Raw genomic sequence first — 20,334 nt, 5'->3', positions numbered from 1 at the left:
GCCCAGGTCTCCTCTCGTGGATCATGCGCCGTCGGGGACGGTGGCCGCCTTGGCGCCCGTCCCCACCGCAGCGTAAACGGCGGGTCGCCCGGCACGCAGCACGAACGCCCACACCACCCCGAGCGCCGCGGCGAGCCCGTAGACGGCCGGCAGCACCGAGGCCAGGGCGTCGCCCTCCGGCACGCCCAGCAGCGCCCAGAAGTTGTCGAGCGCGAACCACACCATCACGGCCAGTGCGATCGCGGCGGGCACGGGCGCGATCACCCGCCGGCCGAGCGTCTCGCCGCTCGGCTGCCGGGCGAAGAAGACGATGACCGCGATGGACGTCACGAAGATCAGCAGCAGCACGCCGAGCCCGCCGAAGGCGCCGCCGTAGAAGAAGAGCTGCACGAGCGGGTCGAGGCCGAGGATCGCGTACAGCAGGATCGTGGCCAGGCCGAGCACGCTCTGCGCGATCGAACCCGCCTGGGGCGCCCCGCTGCGGGCCCGCGTCCGGCCGAAGACGGCCGGCAGCACCCGCTCGCGGCCGAGCGCGAAGAAGTAGCGGGAGGTGGTGTTGTGGAAGGAGATCATCGCGGCCAGGACGCTGGTGGCGAAGAGCACCCTGGCGATGGACACCACGACGGGGCCCAGGTGCGCCTCGGCCAGCACGAAGATCGTGTCTGCCTGGTCCCGTCGCGCGGTGGCCACGATCTCGCCGGGCCCGATGGCGACCGTCATGGCCCACGACGACAGCGCGTACACCAGGGCGATGATCGCCACGGACGCGTACGTGGCGATCGGCACCGTACGCCGCGGCTCCCGGCTCTCCTCGGAGAACACCACGGACGACTCGAACCCGACGAACCCGAGCGTGGCCAGCACCAGCAGCGCCCCCACGCCCGGCACGAACAGCGCGGCCGGCGACAGCGTCTCGGCGGAGTATCCGGCGGCGGCCGGATTCATCAGGTCGGCCAGGTCGAACAGCAGGATGACCGCCACCTCGGCGGTCAGCAGCACGGCCAGCAGCCGGCCGTTGACGTCCACGCGCAGCACGCCGAGCACCGCGACCAGCGCCCAGGCGGCCAGCGAGACGATCCACCAGGCGGGCGTGACGCCCAGCCACGCTTCGAGCAGCGGCGCGCTCGCCACGCCGAAGGCACCGTAGAGCGCCACCTGCAGCGTGTTGTACGCGATGAGCGCCACCCAGGCCGCCGCGATGCCCGCGGGCCGGCCGAGCCCCCGGGTGACGTAGGTGTAGAACGCGCCGGCGTTGGCCAGGTGCCGGGCCATCGCCACGTACCCGACGGCGAAGACCGCCAGCACGGCGCCCACGACCAGGAAGGCGATCGGCAGCCCGGTGATCCCGGTGACGGCGTAGCCGGTGGTCACCACGCCGGCGACGACGGTGAGCGGCGCGGCGGCCGACAGGACGAAGTAGACGACCGTGGGCGCGCCGAGCCGGTCGGCGGCGAGTGTTCCGGCCGGGTCGTGCCCGGCGTCGATCGGGGTGGTACGCGACATGCTTCCTTCCAAGGGGGTGCGGAGGGCCAGGTGCGGAGGGCCAGGTGTGGAGGGCCAGGTGCGTGAGCACGTACGCACGTCCGTATGGTGCGGCGAATCGTCGATCTCGGCCAGCGTCCTGCGCGTCCCGCGGGGTTTACGGGCGTCCGAATCATGGCGACGTCATGTCCGGTCGAGGGTCGTGTCCGCGGCTCCCGGCCCGCTGACCAGCGGGCGAGGACAACCTCTGCTGACGTGTCCCTTACGCGGTTGGGAGATCCACTTGTTCCTCGCTGGGGTATCGGTGCCCGTGATTCCGATCAGGAGGCACTGCAGATGGCGGACTTTCCCATCGTTGTCGGTATAAATCGCACCCAGGACGGCTCCATCGCCGTCGCGGTGGGCGAGTCGGGCATGTACAGCCTGCAAAAGGAGCGCGTCAGCCGCCGCAAGCACCACTGGGGCCGCCTCGGTGACCTGCCCGACCGCTACCTGCCGGCCATGCCGCTGCTGAAGGAGCCGGTGGACCTGGTGGTGGAGAGCTACGCGTCGGACACCGAGATCGAGCACGCGCCCGCGTACCACGAGGAGGTGCGCAAGACGCTCGGCCTCAAGGACGGGGCGTCGATCGTGCTGGTCTCGCACCACCTCTCCCACCTCTACAGCGCGTTCTACCCCTCGCCGTTCGAGGAGGCGGCCGGGCTGGTGATCGACGTGCAGGGGAGCCACGTCCGGGACTTCACCGAGGAGGTCCCGCTGCCGCCGGACACCGGCGGCGACCTGCTGGAGGTGGCCTCGTTCTACCGGTGCAGGCGCGGGCGCCTGGAGTGCCTGGCCAAGCAGCTCTGGGACGGCGACTGGGCCAGGCCCGCCGGGCTCGGCTGCTTCTCCGCGCTGCTGACGAAGGCGATCTGGCCCGAGGGCGAGGGCAACGAGGGCAAGGTGGCGGGGCTGGCCCCGTACGGCGACCCGGACGCGCTCGGCCTGCCCGACCTCGACGTGCGCGGCCACGAGGTGCACATCCCGCCCGCCTGGCTGGAGGCGTTCGGCCGCCGCGACGCCTTCGTCTACGAGCCGGGCGGCGAGGACTTCCGCCGCGCCGCGAACCTGGCCGCCGCCGGCCAGCGCGCCTTCGAGCGGGCGCTGGGCCAGGTGGTCGCCTGGCTGCACGCCGAGACCGGCCTGGACGCGCTGGCCTTCGCCGGCGGCACCGCGCTCAACTGCTCAGCCAACGGCCGGCTCATCCGCGAGTCGCCGTTCCGCGAGGTGTTCATCCCGCCCAGCCCGCACGCCGGCGGCACAGCCGTGGGCTGCGCCCTGTACGGGCTCATCGCCTGCCTCGGCGTGGACAGCCGCTTCCGCTGGACGGACGACTTCCTCGGCCCCGACCCCGACGGGAGCGCGATCGAGGCGGCCGTGCGCGCCCTGCCCGCCGGCCTGTACGCCGAGCAGCCGGCGGACCTGGCGGGCACGCTGGTCACGCTGCTGGAGAGCGGCCGCGTGGTCGGGCTGCACCAGGGCCGCAGCGAGTCGGGCCCGCGCGCGCTGGGCAACCGCAGCATCCTCGGCGACCCGCGCGGCCCCGACATGCAGGACTACGTCAACTTCGAGGCGAAGGGCCGCGAGTGGTTCCGCCCGCCGGCGGCGCTGGTGCCGGCCGAGCACGCCGCGCGGCTCTTCGCGCTGGACCGGCCGGCCCCGTTCAGGCAGTACGCCGCCGCCGTCCGCCCCGAGCACCGCGACGGGCTGCCCGCGATCACGCACGTGGACGGCACGGCCAGGCCGCAGACGGTCACCCGGGAGAGCGCCCCGTTCCTGCACGCCCTGCTCACGAGGTGGCACGAGCGCACGGGCACGCCCGTCCTGGCCCACACCTCGCTGAACGGCCCGGGCGAGCCGCTGGCGGAGACGCCGGAGCACTCGATCGACACCCTGCTCGGGACCGGCATGCACGCATTGGCGATGCCGCCGTACCTGATCCGCAAGCGGGTGGAGCCGCCCCTGCCGGGAGAGCTCGCCTGACCTCGGCGACAAACCTTGCCCGCGACACGAAATCCCAGGTCAGTGCGGGTCTTGGGTTTCCGGGCCGGTGCCCGGTACGGTCGGTGGCATGCGCGCCTACCGAGCCGGACCCGTGGCACTGGCCATGCTCGCGGCGCTGTCCGCCGGGTGCGGCGGCGGCGCCGTGCCCGCGGCCCAGGAGGCGGCGCTGCCCGCCTCCCCACCGGCGAGCCCGACCGTGAGCGCGCGCCCGCTGGCAGGCAAGATCGTCGTGCTCGACCCGGGGCACAACGGCGGCAACGCCGCGCACCCCGAGGAGATCAACCGCCAGGTCGACATCATCACCGGCCGCAAGGCGTGCAACACCACCGGCACCGAGACCGACGACGGCTTCCCGGAGCACGCCTTCACCTGGGACGTCGCCGGACAGCTGAAGCCGATCCTGGAGGGCATGGGCGCCAAGGTCGTGCTCACCCGGCCGGACGACAAGGGCGTGGGCCCGTGCGTCACCGAGCGGGCCGCGATCGGCAACGAGGCCAGGGCGGACGCGGTGCTGTCCATCCACGGCGACGGGGCCGCGCCGAGCGGGCACGGGTTCCACGTGATCATGCCCGGGCTGCTCCCCGGGCACAACGACGACGTGGTCAAGCCGTCGGCCAGGCTCGGCCGGGCCGTCCGCGACGCCTACCGCGAGGGCACCGGCATGCCGTACGCGAACTACACCGCGAAGAACGGCCTGCAGACCCGCACCGACCTGGGTGGGCTCAACCTGTCGAAGCGGCCGGCGGTGTTCATCGAGTGCGGCAACATGCGCAACGAGGGCGACGCCGCCAAGATGTCCGACGCCGCCTTCCGCAAGCGCATGGCCGCCGCACTGGCCGACGGGATCAGGCGGTTCCTGGGCTAGCGTAGGCCCGCAGGAACGCGGCCACCCCGGCCTCCGCCAGGCGTTCGAGCTCGGCGTCGGTGTAGTGGGCGCCGCTGCCGGAGAACATCACCTTGTTCACCGGGATCCACAGCAGCAGGCCGACGAAGTGCTCGGCGGCCAGGGCCGGGTCGTCCGCGCGCAGCAGGCCGCGCTCGGTGAGCCGCTCGAAGGCCGTGGTCATGGTCTTGAGCGAGCGCTCGAAGCCCTGGGCGTACCAGGTGCGGCCGAGGTCGGGGAAGCGGTCGGCCTCGGCGATCACCAGCCGGCGCAGCCGCAGCACGTCGGGGCGCATGATGCGGGCGAGGAACTGGCGGGCCAGCTCGCCGAGGTCCTTCTCCAGGTCGTCGCTTCTTTCCAGCGCCGTGGTGATCATCCTGGCCAGCCCCTCCACCTGGCCGGTGGTGTCCATGATGATGCTGGTGAAGAGCTGTTCCTTGTCGGTGAAGTGCTTGTAGACGGTCTGCTTCGACACGGAGGCCAGTGAGGCCACCTCGTCCATGCTGGTGCCCACGTAGCCGTTGCGCAGGAACACCGGGAGCGCCGCCTCCAGGATCTGCTTGCGCTTGCGTGCCGTCCGGCCGTCTTCTTCCGCTGCCATGACCGCCCTCTCGTTCGCTTGCCAGAACAGTACTAGACAGTTCCGTACTGATGTGAGTACTGTACCGTCTAGTTCCAGCGACGGACAAGGACGGACACGCCATGAGTGATCTTCAGAAGCAGGTGCAGGAAGCCGCCGACAGGCTTGTCGAGTCGGGCGAGGAGCGCGGGCTCCAGGTGGCCGTCTACCAGGACGGCGTCCAGATCGTGGACGTGGTGGCGGGCGTCGCCGACCCGGAGACCGGGCGGCCCGTCACGTCCGGCACGCCCTTCTACAACTTCTCCATCGGCAAGGGCGCCACCGCGGCCGTGGCCCACGTGCTCGCCGAGCGGGGGCTGTTCGGCTACGACACCCCGGTCGCCGAGCTGTGGCCGGAGTTCGCCCGGCACGGCAAGGAGCGCGTCACCGTGCGGCACGTGCTCTCGCACACGGCGGGCGTGCCCGGCGTGCCGCTCGACACCACGCCCGAGGACGTCTGCGACTGGGGCAAGATGGTCGCCGCGCTGGAGGACGCGGAGCTGTGGTGGGAGCCGGGCACCAAGATGGGCTACCACGCCTACACGTTCGGGTTCCTCGTCGGCGAGATCGTCCGGCGGGCGACCGGCAAGCCCATCTCGCAGGTGCTGCGGGAGGACGTGGCGGGGCCGCTGGGGGTGGCCGGCGAGCTGTACTTCGGGATGCCGGAGCAGGAGCACGCGCGGCTGGCCCGGCTGGAGGACGCGCCCATGGACATGTCCGCGTGGGGCGAGATGCCGGCGGACCTGCCGATGCTCAAGGCCGGGCCGATGACGCTGATGCCCAACGCCGAGCTGGGCAACCGGCCCGACTACCTGTCGGCCGACATCCCCGCCGGCGGCAAGACCTCGGCCAGGGCCATCGCGCGGGTGTACGCGGCACTGCTCGGCGAGGTGGACGGCGTGCGGCTGATCACGCCCGAACGGCTGCGCGAGGTGACGGCCGTGGCGGCGAGCGGCGCAGACGAGGTCTTCGGCATGCCGTCCGCGTGGGGGCTCGGCTTCAACATCGGCCGTCCCGGCTCGACGCCGGAGCAGACCCCGACCGTGTTCGGCGTGGGGGGCGCGGGCGGCAGCACGGCCTGGGCCGACACGGCGACCGGCACCACGTTCGCGCTGACCAAGAACCGGCTCACCAACGACTTCGCGGCGGCCGAGCTGATCGGCGGGATCGTCACCTCCCACTGAGCGTGGACGGGCCTGCGGACGTCGGCCCTGTCACGGTGAACGGGCCTGCGGACGTCAGCCTTGTTGCGGTGAACGGGTCTGCGGACGTCAGCCTTGTCGCGGGCAACGGGCCTGCGTGGGGCGGCCGCCGCGGTGAACAGGCCGGTGCGGGCCGGCCGCCGCGGTGGGCAGGCCGGGGTCAGCCGTCGCGGCAGAGCGGCTCGCCGCCGACGACGCAGGCGATGTCGTCGAGCTCGCAGCTCAGCAGGGTGCCGTCCATGCCGAGCACGAGCACCAGGTCGCGCCGGTACGGATGGGCCAGCATGATCCGGCCGACGACGCCGTTATCCAAAATCACGGTAGGGCGGCCTGACGCATTGTCCATGCCCTCGTGACTCCTCTCAAGGTCCACGACGAGCCACGCGCCGGACCCGTCCCCACCAGGATGCACACGCCTTCCCCTCCTTCGCATCGGTCATGCGGCGGTATTTCCGTACGCCATCGGGAGGAGCCACCGGCTCATCGGCCGGTGAAGGGCTCACATGCGCCGGTGTGACTGACGAGTAATATGACGCACCAGGTGCACGATCACCCCGGCGGCAGGCGAAGGAGACGGCCTCGTGACCGAGCTAGAACGTGTTCCGCCCGGAGTGGACCCGACGGTCCCCAGCTCGGCCCGGGTGTACGACTACCTGCTCGGCGGCAAGGACAACCTGGCAGTGGACCGGGCGGTGGCCGACAGGCTGCTCGCCGTCGCCCCCGACACCCGCCTGGTGGCGCGGGCCAACCGTCACTTCCAGGTCGAGGCGGTCCGCCACCTGGCCGAGCAGGGAATCAGGCAGTTCATCGACCTGGGCACCGGCATCCCCACCACACCCAGCATCCACGAGACCGCCCGCGGAGTGCACCCCGCCTGCCGGGTGGTCTACGTGGACTACGACCCGGTGGTGCGGCTGCACGCCCAGGTGCTGCTGGCCGACGCCCCCGGCGTCGCCGGCATCCAGGCCGACCTGCGCCGCCCCGCCGGCATCCTGGCCGACCCGCACATCACCGGGCTGATCGACTTCGACCAGCCGGTGTGCGTGCTGATGGTCGGCGTCCTGCACTTCGTGATGGACGAGGAGGACCCCGCCGGCATCGTGGCCGCCTTCAGGAAGCGCATGACCGCCGGCAGCCATCTGGTCATCTCCCATGCCATGGCCGAGAGCGACCCCGAGGCCCTCGCCCAGCTCAGGATGGCCACGGCCGGCTCGCCGGCGCAGGCCACGTTCCGCACGCGGGAGCAGGTGCTGCGGCTGTTCGACGGGTTCGAGCTGATCGGGCCCGGCCTCGCTCCGGTCCAGGACTGGCATCTCGGCCCGGAGGAGGCTCACATCCCCCTGCTGGACGGCGTGCCGCGACTGCGCGTGGACGGCGGGGTCGGCAGGCTCACAGCTTGATGCCCCTGACGATGTCGGCGAGCTCCGGCACCAGGGGCCGGCTGGCCATCACGGTCACGACCACGCCCTTCCGCTCCACCCAGCCGACGTAACGGCCGTGGCCCAGCGCGCCGTCACCCTCCTGCCTGAGCACCTGGCGGCCGCCCAGCTTCACGGTTCGCGGGTCGCCCGTGAACCTGCCCAGCTCGACGGGCAGCTTCCTGAGCTGCGCGAGCCTGCTCGCCTTGGGCCAGCACACCACCCGCACCCACAGGGACCGGTGCGCGAGGTCGGTGGTGTCGCGGTTGTCGGACCAGACATACCCGTACTCGGTGACGCCCCCGCGCTTCGACGCCGTCAGCGTGCCGTAGGTGAAGCCCTTGGGGACGTGACGGACGCGCACGCCCCTGAGCGCCTTCGCGCCCTTGGCCGGCTCGTCGGCGTCCGTCCCCTTCAGCTCGGCCCTGGTCGGCGCCGGGCAGGCGGCGGAGGCGGTGGCGGCCTGGGCGGGGACGGCGATCAGGGCCGCGGCGACGGGCGCCGCGGTGAGGGCCGCGAGGGCGGCGATTGCTCTCATGCCGGGGTTGGATGCGGCCTGCGAGGCAAAAGTTCAGTACGACTTGAGCGCGAGGTCCGTGGCGAACTTGTCGCCCATCTTCGTCATCAGACCCATCAGGAAGCTCGACTTGAGCATCCGGTTGCGCATGCGCAGGCGTGACGGGGTAGCGGGCGCGAGGAAGGGGCCGGCGTTGCCGTTCTTGGCGATCTTGGCGTACGACTTGAACTGCCGCTCGTACTCGGCGAAGGCCGCGCGATGATCGCCGCCGGCCGCGGCCAGCTCGCCCGCCAGCACGTACGCGCCCACCACCGCCAGGCCCGAGCCGAACCCGCCCAGCGTGTTGCCGTACCCCGCGTCGCCCAGCAGCGCCACCCGCCCCTGGGCGTAGCGGTCGATCCTGACCTGGCTGATCGAGTCGAGATAGACGTTCCCCGACCGGCGCACCGCCTCCATGATCCGCGGGGTCTGCCAGCCCATGCCCTGGTACGCCCGCGCCAGGATCTCCTTCTGCTGCCCGCTGTCGTAGCGGTCGTAGGTCAGCGGGCTCGAGGCGAAGACGAAGAACGCCGGCGCCTTCGGCCCGCCCGTCGCCACCAGCCTGCCCGGCTCGTTGTACATCTGCGGCGTCCTCCCGAAGTCCTCCTCGATGTCCACCAGGGCGTAGTAGTAGCCGAGGTGCCGGACATGATCGGACTCGGGGCCGAAGGCGAGGCGGCGCACGTTCGAGTGGATCCCGTCCGCGCCGACGACCAGGTCGTACGTGCGGGGCTCGGTGCGTTCGAAGGTGACCTGGACGCCGCCGGGGGTCTCGGTGAGCGAGGTGATCGAGTCGCCGAAGACGTACTCGCAGTCCGGGGCGGTGCGCTCGTACAGGATCCTGGACAGGTCGCCGCGCTTGATCTCCAGGGCGCCGCCGGTGAACTCGCCGGACAGGACCGCCAGCCTGCGGCCGTTCGCGTCCACGACCTCCTGGTCGGTGCCGCCGGTCTGCAGGCGGCGCACGTCGTCCAGGATGCCCATGCGGCGCAGCACGGTGAGGTGGGTCTCGCCCTTGAAGTCCACCGCCTGGCCGCCGGGGCGCAGGGCCGGGGCCTTCTCGACGACCGTGACCTGGCAGCCGTAGCGGGTGAGCCAGTGGGCGAGGGCCGGGCCGCCGATGCCGGCACCGGAGATGAGAACGTTTCGCATGCTTGGCAGCTTCGCGAGCGCCGCTGACAGCCGGGCGACCGTCCGCTGACAGTGCGGGGCGCGAGTGTCAGCGGTGCTCCTGGCTCCCGGTCGCGCCGCGCCGCGCACGGCGGCTACCGGCCGGCGGCCTCACGCAGGGCTGTCAGCGCCTCCTCGCGGCTCATCGCCGCGCCCTTCGCGTACGCCGCCGCGAACGCCTCGGGCCCCAGCACGCGGGTGGCGCCGGCGGCGGTCGCGGCGACGTCATGATCCCCGGCCACGGCCGTGCCCCGGGCCGCCGCCCCGATCCCGAGCAACGACGCCGCCCGCCAGGCCGCCGCGTGCCGATGCTCCCCGGCCCGGCCCCCGTCCTGCTGCCCGTGCGTCGCCTCGAAGAGGGACTGGCCCGCCAGCCCCTCCGCGACCTCGGCCACGTCGTTGGCCAGCGGCGAGCCGAGCGCGGCGGCCAGCGCCTCGGCGTGCAGGCGTGCGGCCCGCTCCCCGTCACCCTGGGCCGCCGCCAGCCGGCCCAGCGCCGTGTGGACGCGTGACCTCGTCCCTCCGGCCGTGAACGCGCCGGTCTCCGAGCCGGACATCGCCGCGTCGAGCCGCCTGGCCGCCTCGGGGAGATCACCCTGGAGCCGGGCGATGTCCCCGAGCTGGAGCTGCACCCAGGCCATCAGCTCCGGCCGGCCCAGCCGCCGCTCCAGCTCGCCCGCCCGCTCGTTGTCGGCGCGCGCGGCCTCGGCGTCGCCCGCCCGCCAGTGCGCGTGGGCCCGCCTGCTCAGGACGTCCGCCAGCTCGTCGAGCGCGCCGAGCTCCGCGAACAGGGCGAGCGCCCGCTCCCACAGGCCCATCGCCCGCCGCCAGTCGCCGCGCCAGCTCGCGAGGAGGGCCAGCCAGTCCAGCGCCTGCCCCATGCCCCAGCGCTCGCCCAACTCCCCGAAGCCCGCCAGCACCCGCTCCAGCCCGGACTCGGCCTCGGCGAGCAGCCCGCCGTGCAGCGTCATCAGCGTGGTGCCGAGGAGGTTGAGCGCCCGGCTCCACGAGTCGGTGCCGAGCACCAGCCGCTCCCGCTCCGCCGTCATCCCGCCTTCGGGCGGTCCCGCGATCATGCCCCACAGCGCCACGCCGAACCGGTAGCGCATCGGCCGGTCGAGCGACGCGACGATCTCCTTCGCCCGCGCCCAGTGCGGCGAACCGGCGTCGGGCACGGCGTGCAGCACGGCCAGCACGTACTCCTCCGCCAGCCCGGCGGGTGGTTCGCCGCCGGTGGTGTCGAGGAGGTGTTCGGCATGCCGGATGGCCTGGCCGCGCCGCCCGGTCAGCCACCAGTACATGCCGAGCGTGCCCACCAGCCGCCACGCGGTCGGCCTGTCGTGCTCCACGCTCCAGCGCAGGGCCGCCTGAAGGTTGGCGTCGTCGGCCGACAACGAGGCCAGCCATTCGAGCTGCTCGGCCCGGTAGAGGCGCTCGTGCGCGCGCTCCGCGAACTCCAGGAACCAGGCGGCATGGGCCCGCCGCAGCCGCTCCTCCTCACCCGCCTCAGCCAGCCGCTCCAGGCAGAACAGGCGGATGGTGTCGAGCATCTGGTAACGCTCGCCGTCGGTCTCGACCAGCGACTTGTCCACCAGATCGGCCAGCGCGTCCGCCACGTCCGTCCGGGCACGGGACGCGCCGCAGACGCGTTCGACCGCCTCCAGCGTGGCGCCGCCGGTGAACACCGACAGGCGCCTGGCCAGCGCCTGCTCCTCGGGCCCGAGCAGGCTCCAGCTCCACTCCACCACCGCGTGCAGGGTCTGGTGGCGGGCGGCGGCCGTGCGGTCGCCGCGCGAGAGCAGCCGGAAGCGGCCGTGCTCGGCCAGCCGGTCGGCGATCTCCGCCACCCCGAACGTGCGCACCCGTGCCGCCGCCAGCTCGATGGCCAGCGGCAGCCCGTCGAGCGCGGCGCAGATCCGCAGCACCGCGTCCAGGTCGCGGGGCCCGGGCGAGAAGCCCTGCCGTACGGCCGCCGCCCGGTCGGCGAACAGCCGGACCGCCGGGTAGCCGAGCGGGTCCGGCGCGCCCGGGGGCGGCGTGGGCAGGGGCGCGAGCGGGACGAGGTGCTCGCCGGTGATGCCCAGCGGCTCCCTGCTGGTGGCCCAGATGGTCAGGCCGGGGCACGCGGCGAGCAGGCGGCGCGCGAGCGTGGCGGCCTCGGTGACGACGTGCTCGCAGTTGTCCAGCACGAGCAGCGATTCCTGCCCGGCCAGCGCGGCGACGATCCGCTCGACGGGATCGGGCCCGCCGGCGGCGGCCGGCCTGAGCGCGGGCTCCCGCAACCCGAGCGCCCCGACCACGACCTGCGCCACCTGCCCACCGGCCGCACCAGCGGCCGCCCCACCGGGTGGCCCGCTGGCCGCACCGGTGTCTGCCCCGCCGCGCGCACCGGCGGCCGGTCCGGCGGCCGGTCCGCCCGCCGGCCGACCCGCGAGGCCGCCCGACGGGGCGTCCACGAGCGACAGGTCTGCGAACGCGACCGCATCGGCGGCCGGCGGCCGGCCGGGTGGGCGGCGGGTGGCCGCCTCGATGGCCAGGCGGGTCTTGCCCGTGCCGCCGGGCCCGACGATGGTGACCAGGCGGGCCCCGCCCAGGGCGGCCAGCCGCGCGAGCTCGTCCTCACGGCCCACGAAGCTGGTGAGCTGCGCAGGCGGCGCCGTACGCGTCGTGCGTGCCCGCGAGCCGCGCAGGATCTCCAGGTGCAGGGCCGCCAGCTCGGGTGACGGGTCCGCGCCGAGCCCGTCGGCGAGCAGCCGCCGCCCTTCCTCGTACGCGGCCAGCGCCTCCGCCTGCCGCCCCGCCGCGTGCAGGGCCCGCATCAGCAGCCCGCGTGCCCGTTCGCGCAGCGGATGGGCGGCCACCAGCTCGCGCAGCCCGGCGGCGGGTCCGGCGTCGGGCAACGACAGCTCGGCCTCGTACAGGTCCTCGGTGGCGGCCAGCCGCAACTCCTCCAGCCGCACCGCCTGCGGCCCCGCGAACGGCGCGTCGGCCACGTCCGCGAACGCCGGGCCGCGCCACAGCCCCAGCCCTTCCCGCAACACCGCGGCGGCCCTGGCGTGCGACCCCGCCGCGAGCAGGCCGCGCCCCTCCCGCGCCAGCCGCTCGAAGCGGTGCGCGTCCACGCGGCCGCGCTCGACCGCCAGCCGGTAGCCCGTCCCGTGGAACTCGATCAGCTCGGCGGGCAGCTGCCGCCTGAGCCGGGAGACCTGTGCCTGCACGGCGTTGGCCGCGCCGGACGGGGGCCGGTCGCCGTACTGGCCGTCGATGAGCCGCTCGACGCTGACCAGCCGCCCCGCGTCGAGCAGCAGCATCGCCAGCAGCGCGCGCGGCCGGGGCCCGCCGACGGCGACCGGGTCCCCGTCGGCGCGCCACACCGCGAGCGGACCCAGGACGCCGAACTGCACGCCCCCGATTGTCCCCCACCTCACCTGGCGAAACGGAATTATCGGTATGCCTACCGATGCACCTACGTATTTTCCCGCCGTCACGGAGGGCTTAGCGTCGGGCGGCAACAAGGCGAAACGGTCCGCTCGCTTTCCCATCACCCCCCATCACCCCCCCTTTCCCTGACACCACCGCGAACCCAGGCGATCCCGGGTTACGCGCGGGCCGCCGCGCGCCCACCAGCGCCCGGCGGCTCAGGGAACCGCCGAAAGGAGCACGACAGCCGTGAAACGCAAAGCCTTACTCGCCGCGGTCGCGGGCGTCGCCACGGCCGCGACCGTGGTGTTACCCGCGAACGCCGCCCCTCCAGGGGCCGCCAGGTCACAGGAGAGCACGCTCGCGGCGGCGGCCGATCCCGCCTCGCTCGCGGCGGCGGTCGCCGACAAGGCCGTCTCCAGCCAGCTCGACGAGCTCACCAGGGGTCCGGACGAGGCGTACAGCAGGGTCTCGGTGACGCCGGGCGCGAGTGACATGTTCTACGTGGCGTACGAGCGCACGTACAAGGGGCTGCCCATGGTGGGCGGCGACGCCGTCGTGGTCACCGACGCGGCGGGGCACGTCAGGGACACGGTGGCGGCTTCGGGGCCGAGCCCGCGAGGCGTGCCGACCCGGGCCACGATCAGCGCCGAACGGGCCACGGAGGTCGCGAGGACCCGGCTGGAGCGGGTGGACGACACGGCCGAGCCGCGCCTGGTCGTGCTGGCCTGGGGCGAGCGGCCCAAGCTGACCTGGGAGGCCGTGGTCAGCGGCATCGCCGGAGGGCAGCCGAGCATCCAGCACGTGTTCGTGGACGCCCGCACCGGGAAGATCGCCGACTCCTACGATCTCGTCCGCGCCGGCACAGGCAACGGCTACTACAACGGCCAGGTGACGATCGGCACGAGCGGCTCCGGCAGCTCGTACTCGATGACCGACACCACCAGGCCCGGCATCCAGTGCGGCGGGCAGAACGGCAGCGCCTACACCGGCACGGACGACGCGTGGGGCAACGGCTCGGGCACCAACCTGGAGACCGCGTGCGTGGACGCGCTCTACGGCGTCCAGCGCGAGTGGGAGATGCTGCGTGACTGGCTGGGCCGCAACGGCATCAACGGCAGCGGCCGCGGCTTCCCCGCGCGGGTCGGGCTGAACCAGGTCAACGCCTACTGGAACGGCAGCTACACCAACTTCGGCCACAACCAGGCCAACACCGCGCAGGCCACCCCCATCGACGTCGTGGCCCACGAGTACGGGCACGCCATCTTCCAGACCACCCCGGGCGGCGCCGGCTCCGGCAACGAGAACGGCGGCATCAACGAGGGCACCGGCGACATCTTCGGCGCGCTCACCGAGCACTACGCGAACAACCCCAACGACCCGCCGGACTACCTGGTCGGCGAGGAGGTCAACCTGGTCGGGCAGGGCCCGATCCGCAACATGTACAACCCGGGCGCGCTCGGCGACCCGAACTGCTGGTCCTCCTCGATCCCGAGCACCGAGGTGCACGCGGCGGCCGGCCCGCTGAACCACTGGTTCTACCTGCTGGCCGAGGGCAGCAACCCGGGCGGTGGCAAGCCGTCCAGCCCGATCTGCTCGGGCGGCCCCTCGTCGGTCACCGGCATCGGCATCCAGAAGGCCGGCAAGATCTTCATGGGTGCGCTCTCCCGCAAGACCTCGACCTGGCGTTACTCGAACGTCCGCGCCGCCTCCGTCGCGGCCGTCATCGAGCTGTACGGCGCGAGCAGCGTGGAGTGCAACACCACCAAGGCCGCCTGGAGCGCGGTCAGCGTGGCGGCGGCGTCGGGTGAGCCCGCGTGCGGCACGCCGGGCAACGACTTCTCGCTCACGCTCAACCCGTCCTCCGGCAGCGCGTCGCCGGGCCAGCAGCTCACGGTCACGGTCAACACGCAGACCACCTCGGGCGGCGCCCAGACCGTGAACCTGTCGGCGTCCGGCCTGCCGTCCGGCACCACCGCGAGCTTCAGCCCCGCGTCGGTGACCTCGGGCAACACCTCGACGCTGACGGTGCGGGTGGGCTCGGCCACGCCGCAGGGCACGTACCCGATCACGGTGACGGGCGCCGGCTCGACCTCGCACACCGCCACGTACACGCTCACGGTCGGCCAGGGGCCGAACCCCGGTGACCCGCCGGACATCAGCCTGGCCAACGTCAAGGCGCACCTGACGCAGTTCCAGTCGATCGCGAGCGGCAACGGCGGGAACCGCAGGTCCACGGGCGGCGGATACCTGCAGTCGGTGTCGTACATCGAGGACAGGCTGCGCGCGGCCGGCTACACCGTGGTCAGGCAGAGCTGCACCACCTCCTACTGCAGCAGCGGCGCGGGCCCGAACCTGATCGCCGACTGGCCGGGCGGCGACGCCAACCAGGTCATCATGTCCGGCGCGCACCTCGACAGCGTGGCGGCGGGGCCCGGCATCAACGACAACGCCTCGGGCTCGGCGAACCTCCTGGAGGTCGCGCTGACCTTCGCGCAGCGCAACCCGACGCCGGCCAAGCACGTCAGGTTCGGCTGGTGGACCGACGAGGAGCAGGGGCTCAACGGGTCGGAGTACTACGTGGCCTCGCTCAGCGCCGCCGAGCGTCAGCGGATCCAGGTCTACTACAACTACGACATGACGGGCTCCACCAACGGCGGCTACTTCATCAACAACATCAACACCGCCGGGGCCGCGTACCTCAAGGAGTTCTACGACCGGCTGAACCTGCAGCCCGAGGAGAACGTCGAGGGCGCCAACCGCTCCGACGACGCCTCCTTCCGCAACGCGGGCATCGCCAGCTCGGGCGTCGCGGCCGGCGCCAGCGCCACCAAGACCTCGGCGCAGGCGGCCAAGTGGGGCGGCACGGCCGGGCGCGCGTACGACCCGTGCTACCACGCCTCCTGCGACACCACCAGCAACATCAACGACACCGTGCTCGACCGGGCGGCGGACGCGGCCATGTACGCGGTCTGGAAGCAGGCGGTCGGCGGCACCCCGCCCACCCGGGACTTCTCGATCTCGGCGAACCCCGCGAGCGGCACCGTGCAGGCGGGCTCGGCGGCCACGTCCACCATCGGCACCAGCACCACGGCCGGCACCGCCCAGACCGTGAACCTGGCGGCCTCCGGCCTCCCGACCGGCGCCACGGCCACGTTCGACCCGGCCTCGGTGACCTCCGGCGGGTCGGCCACGCTGACGATCTCGACCGCGCCCACCACCCCCGCCGGCACCTACACCGTCACGGTGACCGGCACGGGCGAGACGGCCACGCGGACGGCGACGTACGCGCTGACCGTCCAGGGCACGTCGGGCGGCAGGACGTTCACCAACGACACCGATCACCCGATCGCCGACTTCGGCAACACCCAGAGCTCGATCTCCTCCACCGCGACGGGCGCCGCGACCTCGCCGGTCCGGGTGTCCATCACGATCAGCCACACGTGCGCGGAGGACCTCGACATCTGGCTGCGCGGGCCCAACGGCACCTGGTACGCGGTCGACCGGTACGGCGGCACGACCTGCACCCCGTACGGGACCAGGACGTTCTCCGTACCGGTGAGCCAGCAGGCGGCCGGCACGTGGGTGCTCGACATCGAGGACGTCTACTCGGGTGACACCGGGTACCTCGACTCGTGGAGCGTCACCGTCTAGCCGCCCTCACGACTCGGGGGTGACGGGCCCCGGCCGGTCCTCCGGCCGGGGCTCTCTCACCTCCGCCCGCGTGCGCACGCCCAGCTTCTGCAGCACGCGGGCGACGTGCGTGTCCACCGTGCGCTGGGACAGGAACAGCACCTCGGCGATCTCCCTGTTCGTCCGGCCCAGCGCCACCAGCCTGGCCACCTCGCTCTCGCGCGGCGACAACACCCCGGCGCCGGCCTTCCTGCCGCGGCGGGCCGGCGGGCGGTCGGGGCCGAGCTCGCGCAGGAGGCGGCGGCAGCGGGCGGCGTCGTGCGTGGCGCCGAGCGACGCGTACCGCTCGGCGGCCTCAGCGACCAGCGCGGCGGCCCGCTCCCGGTGCGAGGTCCGCTCCGGATCGGCGGCCTGCTCTGGTTCCGCGAGTGCGCGGCGCGCGGCGGCGTCCGGTCCGGTCGCGCCGCTCTGGCTCGCCGCGGCCAGCCAGGCGTCCGCCTCCAGCTCGGCCGCGCGGGCCGCCGCGTACGGGCGCGGCATCGCCAGGTACGCCGCCCGCGCCCGCGCGTAACACCGCGCCGCCTCGTCGGGTCGGCCCGCGTCGGCGGCCAGCACGCCTCTGGCCAGGTCGTGCCCGGCGTGCGCGGAGGGCGCGTCCCTGCCCTCGATGCCCGCCGCGAACTCGCCGACCAGCCCGGCCGCCTCCGCCGACCGGCCCGCCTTCACCAGGGCGGCGACGGCCGCGGGGACGAGCTGGTCGCCCCACACCCACACGCCCTTGCGCCGCAGCCGGGTGACCGCCAGGTCGGCCGCCGCCAGCGCCGGCTCCAGCGCGCCCCTGGTCAGGTGGAGCTCGACCAGCCCGCTCGACCCCGCCACGGCGACCGGCAGGAACCCCGAGTCCAGGTCCCGCACGCCGGCCGCCTCCAGGTGCTCGCCTGCCTCGTCCCACTCGCCCCTGGCCAGGGCCAGCACGCCGAGCGCGAGCCGGGCCTCCACCGCGAGCAGGGGCGCCTCGTACGTCATCTCGACGGCGGCCAGCGCCCGCTCGCGCAGGCCGTCCCAGCGGCCGGTCAGCAGGTCGAGCCGGATCGACGACATCTCCACCAGGAACGCCGGGTACAGCGCGCCGGTCTCCTCGGCGACGCGCCTGCTCCGCTCGGCGAACCGCCCGGCGGCGGCGTAGTGGCCGAGTGCGAGCGCGGCGTCGTACAGGTTGGAGTAGCCGCGCGCCACCTGCCTGCGCACGGCGGTGGACGGGTCGTTGACCGGCAGCGTGCCGGCCAGCTCGAACGCGTCGGGCAAGCCGACGAGCATGGCCATGCTCACCTTGTTGGCCTGGACGGCGGCCGTCAGCTCGGGATCCTGGCCCTCCACCAGCAGCTTCTCCGCCTGCGCCATCCACTCCTCGTGCATGGCCAGCGGCTCGCCGCCCCACACGGGCATGGCCAGCAGAGCCAGGCCGCGGGCGGCCAGGCAGGGGCTGTCGGCCAGGTCGGGGAGCGCGGCGAGGATCTCCTGCCGGCCCGCGGTGATCGCGCCGGCCTGGTTGGACAGCAGCACGCCGAGGTTGAGCCGGGCCTCGCCGCGTACCCGGCGGGACAGGAAGTCGTCGGACAGGAGGTGGCGCAGGATGCGGACGACGCGGCGGTGCGACAGGCCGATGGCGGCGACGCGGCTGAGCCTGAGCGCCAGCGGCCCGCGTGCCTGCCTGGGCAGCTTCGGGTCGGCGAGCAGCCCTTCCAGCAGCTCCACGGCCAGCGGGATGTCGCCGATCGCGGCGGAGTGATCGGCGGCGGCGCTGCCGTGCCGCTGCCACGCGGCGAAGTCGCCGGCGTGGCGGGCGTGGTGGGCGAGCTGGACGAGGGGCGGCGGGTCGAGCGCGGCCAGCGCGACCATGGCGCGGCGGTGCGTGAGCCTGCGGTCGGGGCCGGGGATGGCGTCGTAGACGGCCTGCTGGGCGAGGGCGTGGCGGAAGCCGTACAGGCCGTCGGGCTGCTCGCGCAGCACCCCGGCCCGCAACGCCTCGCTCAGCCCTGACTCGCCGTGCGGTGCCTGCCCCGGCTCCTCGGGGCGGGGCCGGTGCGGTCCCGATGCGCCTGCCCCGCCCCAGGGCTGGTGCGGTTCCGAGGTGCCGGCCTCGCCCGAGGGCCGGTGCGGTCCCGGGACGCCGGAGACGGCGTTGATCAGCGGTTCTTCCGCGGGGAGCCGGAGGACGGCGGCGGCGCGGACGGCGTGGAGTGCGGCGGGTGACAGCCCGGTGAGGCGTTCGGCCATGGCCTCGCGCAGCAGCACCGGCACGCCCATCCGGTCGAGCGCCTCGGGCTCGGGCAGGCGGCCCTCGCCGTCCAGCAGCGTCCGGACCACCTCCTCGATCACGAACGGCACCCCGGCCGTGCGCTCGTGCAGCTTGGCGGCGAACGCCATGCCGGGGTTCGACGCGAGCAGCGCCCCCGCCAGCCTGCGCACGCCCTCGACGTCGAGCGGCGTCAGCGAGATCACCTCGCTGCGCACCCCGGGCGCCCGCCGGTACGCGTGCCCGAACGGCAGCCCAGGCACCGGCAGCTCCTCCCGGCGGAACGTCACCACCAGCGCCAGCCCCTCGGGCGGCTGGTCGGTGAGGAAGCGCAGCAGGTCCCGGGTGCCGTCGTCGGCCCAGTGCAGGTCCTCGACGACCAGCACCACCATCCCGGCAGCGCCCAGCAGCGCGTGCACGGCACGGAAGAGGTGGTGCCGCTCGGCGCGCGGGCCGCCCATGGGCGGCGGGGACGGTGCGGGCGGTAGGTGTCCCGCCAGCTCGGGCAGGTAGCCGCGCAGCGCTCCGGTGACCGGGCTGAGCCGGTCGCGGCCGGGCAGGGCCGCCGCGACGTGGCGCAGCGCGTCGAACACCGGCCCGTACGGGAACGGCTCGCGGATCTGGTGGCAGTGGCCGATCAGCACGGTCCTGCCGGGCGAGGTGAGCGGCTCGATCGCGGCTCGGACGAGGCTGGTCTTGCCGATCCCCGCCTCGCCCTGCACCTGGATGACGGCGGGCGGGCAGGTGATGGCGCCGATGAGTAATCGCAGCGGGGTGTCCCGCCCGACCAGCGCAGGAGAAGCCAGGCTTGCCATCGGGGTCTCCGTAACAGTGGCAGGTTCTCTCCATTCACCTCGCGAGTGTGCTGGCTTGTCACTGTTTCGTCCATCCACCCGTGCGAGGTCCCACAAGTGATCTTGATGCGCGATAATGATCTTGTGCGAGCCCTGACCGCAGCCGGGGCTCGCACGCCCGCCACAGGTAGGCTGACGTCCATCATGGAGACCACGGTGGGGCTGCGGGAACGCAAGAAGGCCGAGACCCGTCAGGCCGTGCACGAGGCGGCCCTGCGGCTCGTGGTCGAGCACGGCCTCGACGCCGTCACCGTCGAGGCGATCGCCGACGCCGCCAACATCTCGCGGCGGACGTTCTCCAACTACTTCTCCGGCAAGGAGGACGCGCTCCTCTACGGGGAGGAGCAGCGCATCCTCGCCCTGGTCGAGCAGGTGCGCGCCCAGCCCGCCGGGCTCACCGCCTGGCAGGCGCTGCGGGCCTCCGTCGAGGATCTGTACCGGGAGCTGGGGGAGCCGGAGCGCGAGTGGGCCCTGCGCGCCCGCCTCGCCAAGCGCCACCCCTCGCTGCTGGCCCGCCAGCTCGCCAACCACGCGGCCCTGGAACGCGACCTCGTCGAGGCGGTCGGGGACCGGCCCGCCACGGTGCCGCCCAGGGTGCTGGCCGCGGCCTTCCTGGTGGGGCTGCGGGTGGCCACGCACCTGTGGACCGAGGAGCGCGAGGCGCGCACGTTGCGCGAGGTCATGAACGAGACGCTCGACCAGATGGCCCAGCCGTTCGCCTGACCGGGCAAGGGCGGAGGGCGCGGTGACCTGCTCGC

Annotated in this window: 13 protein-coding genes; 6 read left to right on the top strand and 7 right to left on the bottom strand. The window is 73.6% G+C overall.

Annotated features, from left to right (window positions below; genetic code table 11):
• Positions 1-21: 21 nt before the first annotated feature.
• Positions 22-1,503: an APC family permease gene (locus tag AB0I79_RS34670; RefSeq protein ID WP_357882307.1), complete on the bottom strand. Its 1,482-nt coding sequence runs from the start codon at positions 1,501-1,503 to the stop codon at positions 22-24.
• A gap of 315 nt (positions 1,504-1,818) precedes the next feature.
• Between AB0I79_RS34670 and AB0I79_RS34665 the strand changes: the two genes are divergently transcribed.
• Both AB0I79_RS34665 and AB0I79_RS34660 read left to right on the top strand, forming a co-directional pair.
• Positions 1,819-3,504: a carbamoyltransferase C-terminal domain-containing protein gene (locus AB0I79_RS34665; RefSeq protein ID WP_357882304.1), complete on the top strand. Its 1,686-nt coding sequence runs from the start codon at positions 1,819-1,821 to the stop codon at positions 3,502-3,504.
• Between the two features lie 88 nt (positions 3,505-3,592).
• On the top strand, positions 3,593-4,390 hold the full coding sequence (locus tag AB0I79_RS34660; protein ID WP_357882301.1) for an N-acetylmuramoyl-L-alanine amidase: 798 nt from the start codon (positions 3,593-3,595) through the stop codon (positions 4,388-4,390).
• On the opposite strand, the gene AB0I79_RS34655 is transcribed toward AB0I79_RS34660, so the two are convergent.
• Positions 4,371-5,009, bottom strand: a complete 639-nt coding sequence (locus tag AB0I79_RS34655; RefSeq protein WP_357882298.1) for a TetR/AcrR family transcriptional regulator — start codon at positions 5,007-5,009, stop codon at positions 4,371-4,373. The genes AB0I79_RS34660 and AB0I79_RS34655 overlap by 20 nt on opposite strands.
• A 101-nt stretch (positions 5,010-5,110) precedes the next feature.
• Here AB0I79_RS34655 and AB0I79_RS34650 point away from each other — a divergent pair, with 101 nt between their 5' ends.
• Positions 5,111-6,211: a serine hydrolase domain-containing protein gene (locus AB0I79_RS34650; protein WP_357882295.1), complete on the top strand. Its 1,101-nt coding sequence runs from the start codon at positions 5,111-5,113 to the stop codon at positions 6,209-6,211.
• A gap of 178 nt (positions 6,212-6,389) precedes the next feature.
• On the opposite strand, the gene AB0I79_RS34645 is transcribed toward AB0I79_RS34650, so the two are convergent.
• A complete protein-coding gene (locus AB0I79_RS34645) occupies positions 6,390-6,548 on the bottom strand; it encodes a hypothetical protein (RefSeq protein ID WP_357882292.1) in 159 nt (52 codons plus the stop codon).
• Between the two features lie 262 nt (positions 6,549-6,810).
• On the opposite strand from AB0I79_RS34645, the gene AB0I79_RS34640 reads away from it, so the two are divergent.
• The gene (locus AB0I79_RS34640; protein WP_357882289.1) at positions 6,811-7,629 is read left to right on the top strand and encodes an SAM-dependent methyltransferase; all 819 of its coding nucleotides are present in this window, start codon (positions 6,811-6,813) and stop codon (positions 7,627-7,629) included.
• On the opposite strand, the gene AB0I79_RS34635 is transcribed toward AB0I79_RS34640, so the two are convergent.
• The 3 genes from AB0I79_RS34635 to AB0I79_RS34625 form a co-directional block, all read right to left on the bottom strand.
• Positions 7,619-8,185 carry a hypothetical protein gene (locus tag AB0I79_RS34635; RefSeq protein ID WP_357882285.1) on the bottom strand — a complete coding sequence of 189 codons (567 nt, stop codon included), beginning with the start codon at positions 8,183-8,185 and terminating at the stop codon, positions 7,619-7,621. The genes AB0I79_RS34640 and AB0I79_RS34635 overlap by 11 nt on opposite strands.
• Before the next feature lie 33 nt (positions 8,186-8,218).
• Positions 8,219-9,355 (bottom strand): FAD-dependent monooxygenase, encoded by a 1,137-nt coding sequence (locus tag AB0I79_RS34630; RefSeq protein ID WP_357882281.1) that lies wholly within the window; start codon positions 9,353-9,355, stop codon positions 8,219-8,221.
• A gap of 113 nt (positions 9,356-9,468) precedes the next feature.
• Positions 9,469-12,777, bottom strand: a complete 3,309-nt coding sequence (locus AB0I79_RS34625; protein WP_357882278.1) for a BTAD domain-containing putative transcriptional regulator — start codon at positions 12,775-12,777, stop codon at positions 9,469-9,471.
• 265 nt (positions 12,778-13,042) lie between these two features.
• Here AB0I79_RS34625 and AB0I79_RS34620 point away from each other — a divergent pair, with 265 nt between their 5' ends.
• Positions 13,043-16,447 (top strand): M28 family peptidase, encoded by a 3,405-nt coding sequence (locus AB0I79_RS34620; RefSeq protein ID WP_357882275.1) that lies wholly within the window; start codon positions 13,043-13,045, stop codon positions 16,445-16,447.
• A gap of 6 nt (positions 16,448-16,453) precedes the next feature.
• Here AB0I79_RS34620 and AB0I79_RS34615 read toward each other — a convergent pair whose 3' ends face one another.
• Positions 16,454-19,537 (bottom strand): AAA family ATPase, encoded by a 3,084-nt coding sequence (locus AB0I79_RS34615; RefSeq protein WP_357882272.1) that lies wholly within the window; start codon positions 19,535-19,537, stop codon positions 16,454-16,456.
• Positions 19,538-19,720: 183 nt separating this feature from the next.
• On the opposite strand from AB0I79_RS34615, the gene AB0I79_RS34610 reads away from it, so the two are divergent.
• Positions 19,721-20,299: a TetR family transcriptional regulator gene (locus AB0I79_RS34610; protein WP_357882269.1), complete on the top strand. Its 579-nt coding sequence runs from the start codon at positions 19,721-19,723 to the stop codon at positions 20,297-20,299.
• The last annotated feature ends 35 nt before the right edge of the window (positions 20,300-20,334 follow it).

The sequence above is a fragment of the Nonomuraea sp. NPDC050202 genome, from assembly GCF_040656115.1.
In the GTDB taxonomy this organism is placed as follows: Bacteria; Actinomycetota; Actinomycetes; order Streptosporangiales; family Streptosporangiaceae; genus Nonomuraea.
Note: the sequence above shows the minus strand (reverse complement) of the source record. Positions and strands in the feature narration are given on the sequence as shown.

Bases quoted from the DNA above. Each gene is read 5' to 3' on its own strand.
- AB0I79_RS34635 (WP_357882285.1), bottom strand. From the start codon at position 8,185: ATGAGAGCAATCGCCGCCCTCGCGGCCCTCACCGCGGCGCCCGTCGCC.
- AB0I79_RS34670 (WP_357882307.1), bottom strand. From the start codon at position 1,503: ATGTCGCGTACCACCCCGATCGACGCCGGGCACGACCCGGCCGGAACA.
- AB0I79_RS34660 (WP_357882301.1), top strand. From the start codon at position 3,593: ATGCGCGCCTACCGAGCCGGACCCGTGGCACTGGCCATGCTCGCGGCG.
- AB0I79_RS34650 (WP_357882295.1), top strand. From the start codon at position 5,111: ATGAGTGATCTTCAGAAGCAGGTGCAGGAAGCCGCCGACAGGCTTGTC.
- AB0I79_RS34615 (WP_357882272.1), bottom strand. From the start codon at position 19,537: ATGGCAAGCCTGGCTTCTCCTGCGCTGGTCGGGCGGGACACCCCGCTG.
- AB0I79_RS34655 (WP_357882298.1), bottom strand. From the start codon at position 5,009: ATGGCAGCGGAAGAAGACGGCCGGACGGCACGCAAGCGCAAGCAGATC.
- AB0I79_RS34630 (WP_357882281.1), bottom strand. From the start codon at position 9,355: ATGCGAAACGTTCTCATCTCCGGTGCCGGCATCGGCGGCCCGGCCCTC.
- AB0I79_RS34610 (WP_357882269.1), top strand. From the start codon at position 19,721: ATGGAGACCACGGTGGGGCTGCGGGAACGCAAGAAGGCCGAGACCCGT.
- AB0I79_RS34665 (WP_357882304.1), top strand. From the start codon at position 1,819: ATGGCGGACTTTCCCATCGTTGTCGGTATAAATCGCACCCAGGACGGC.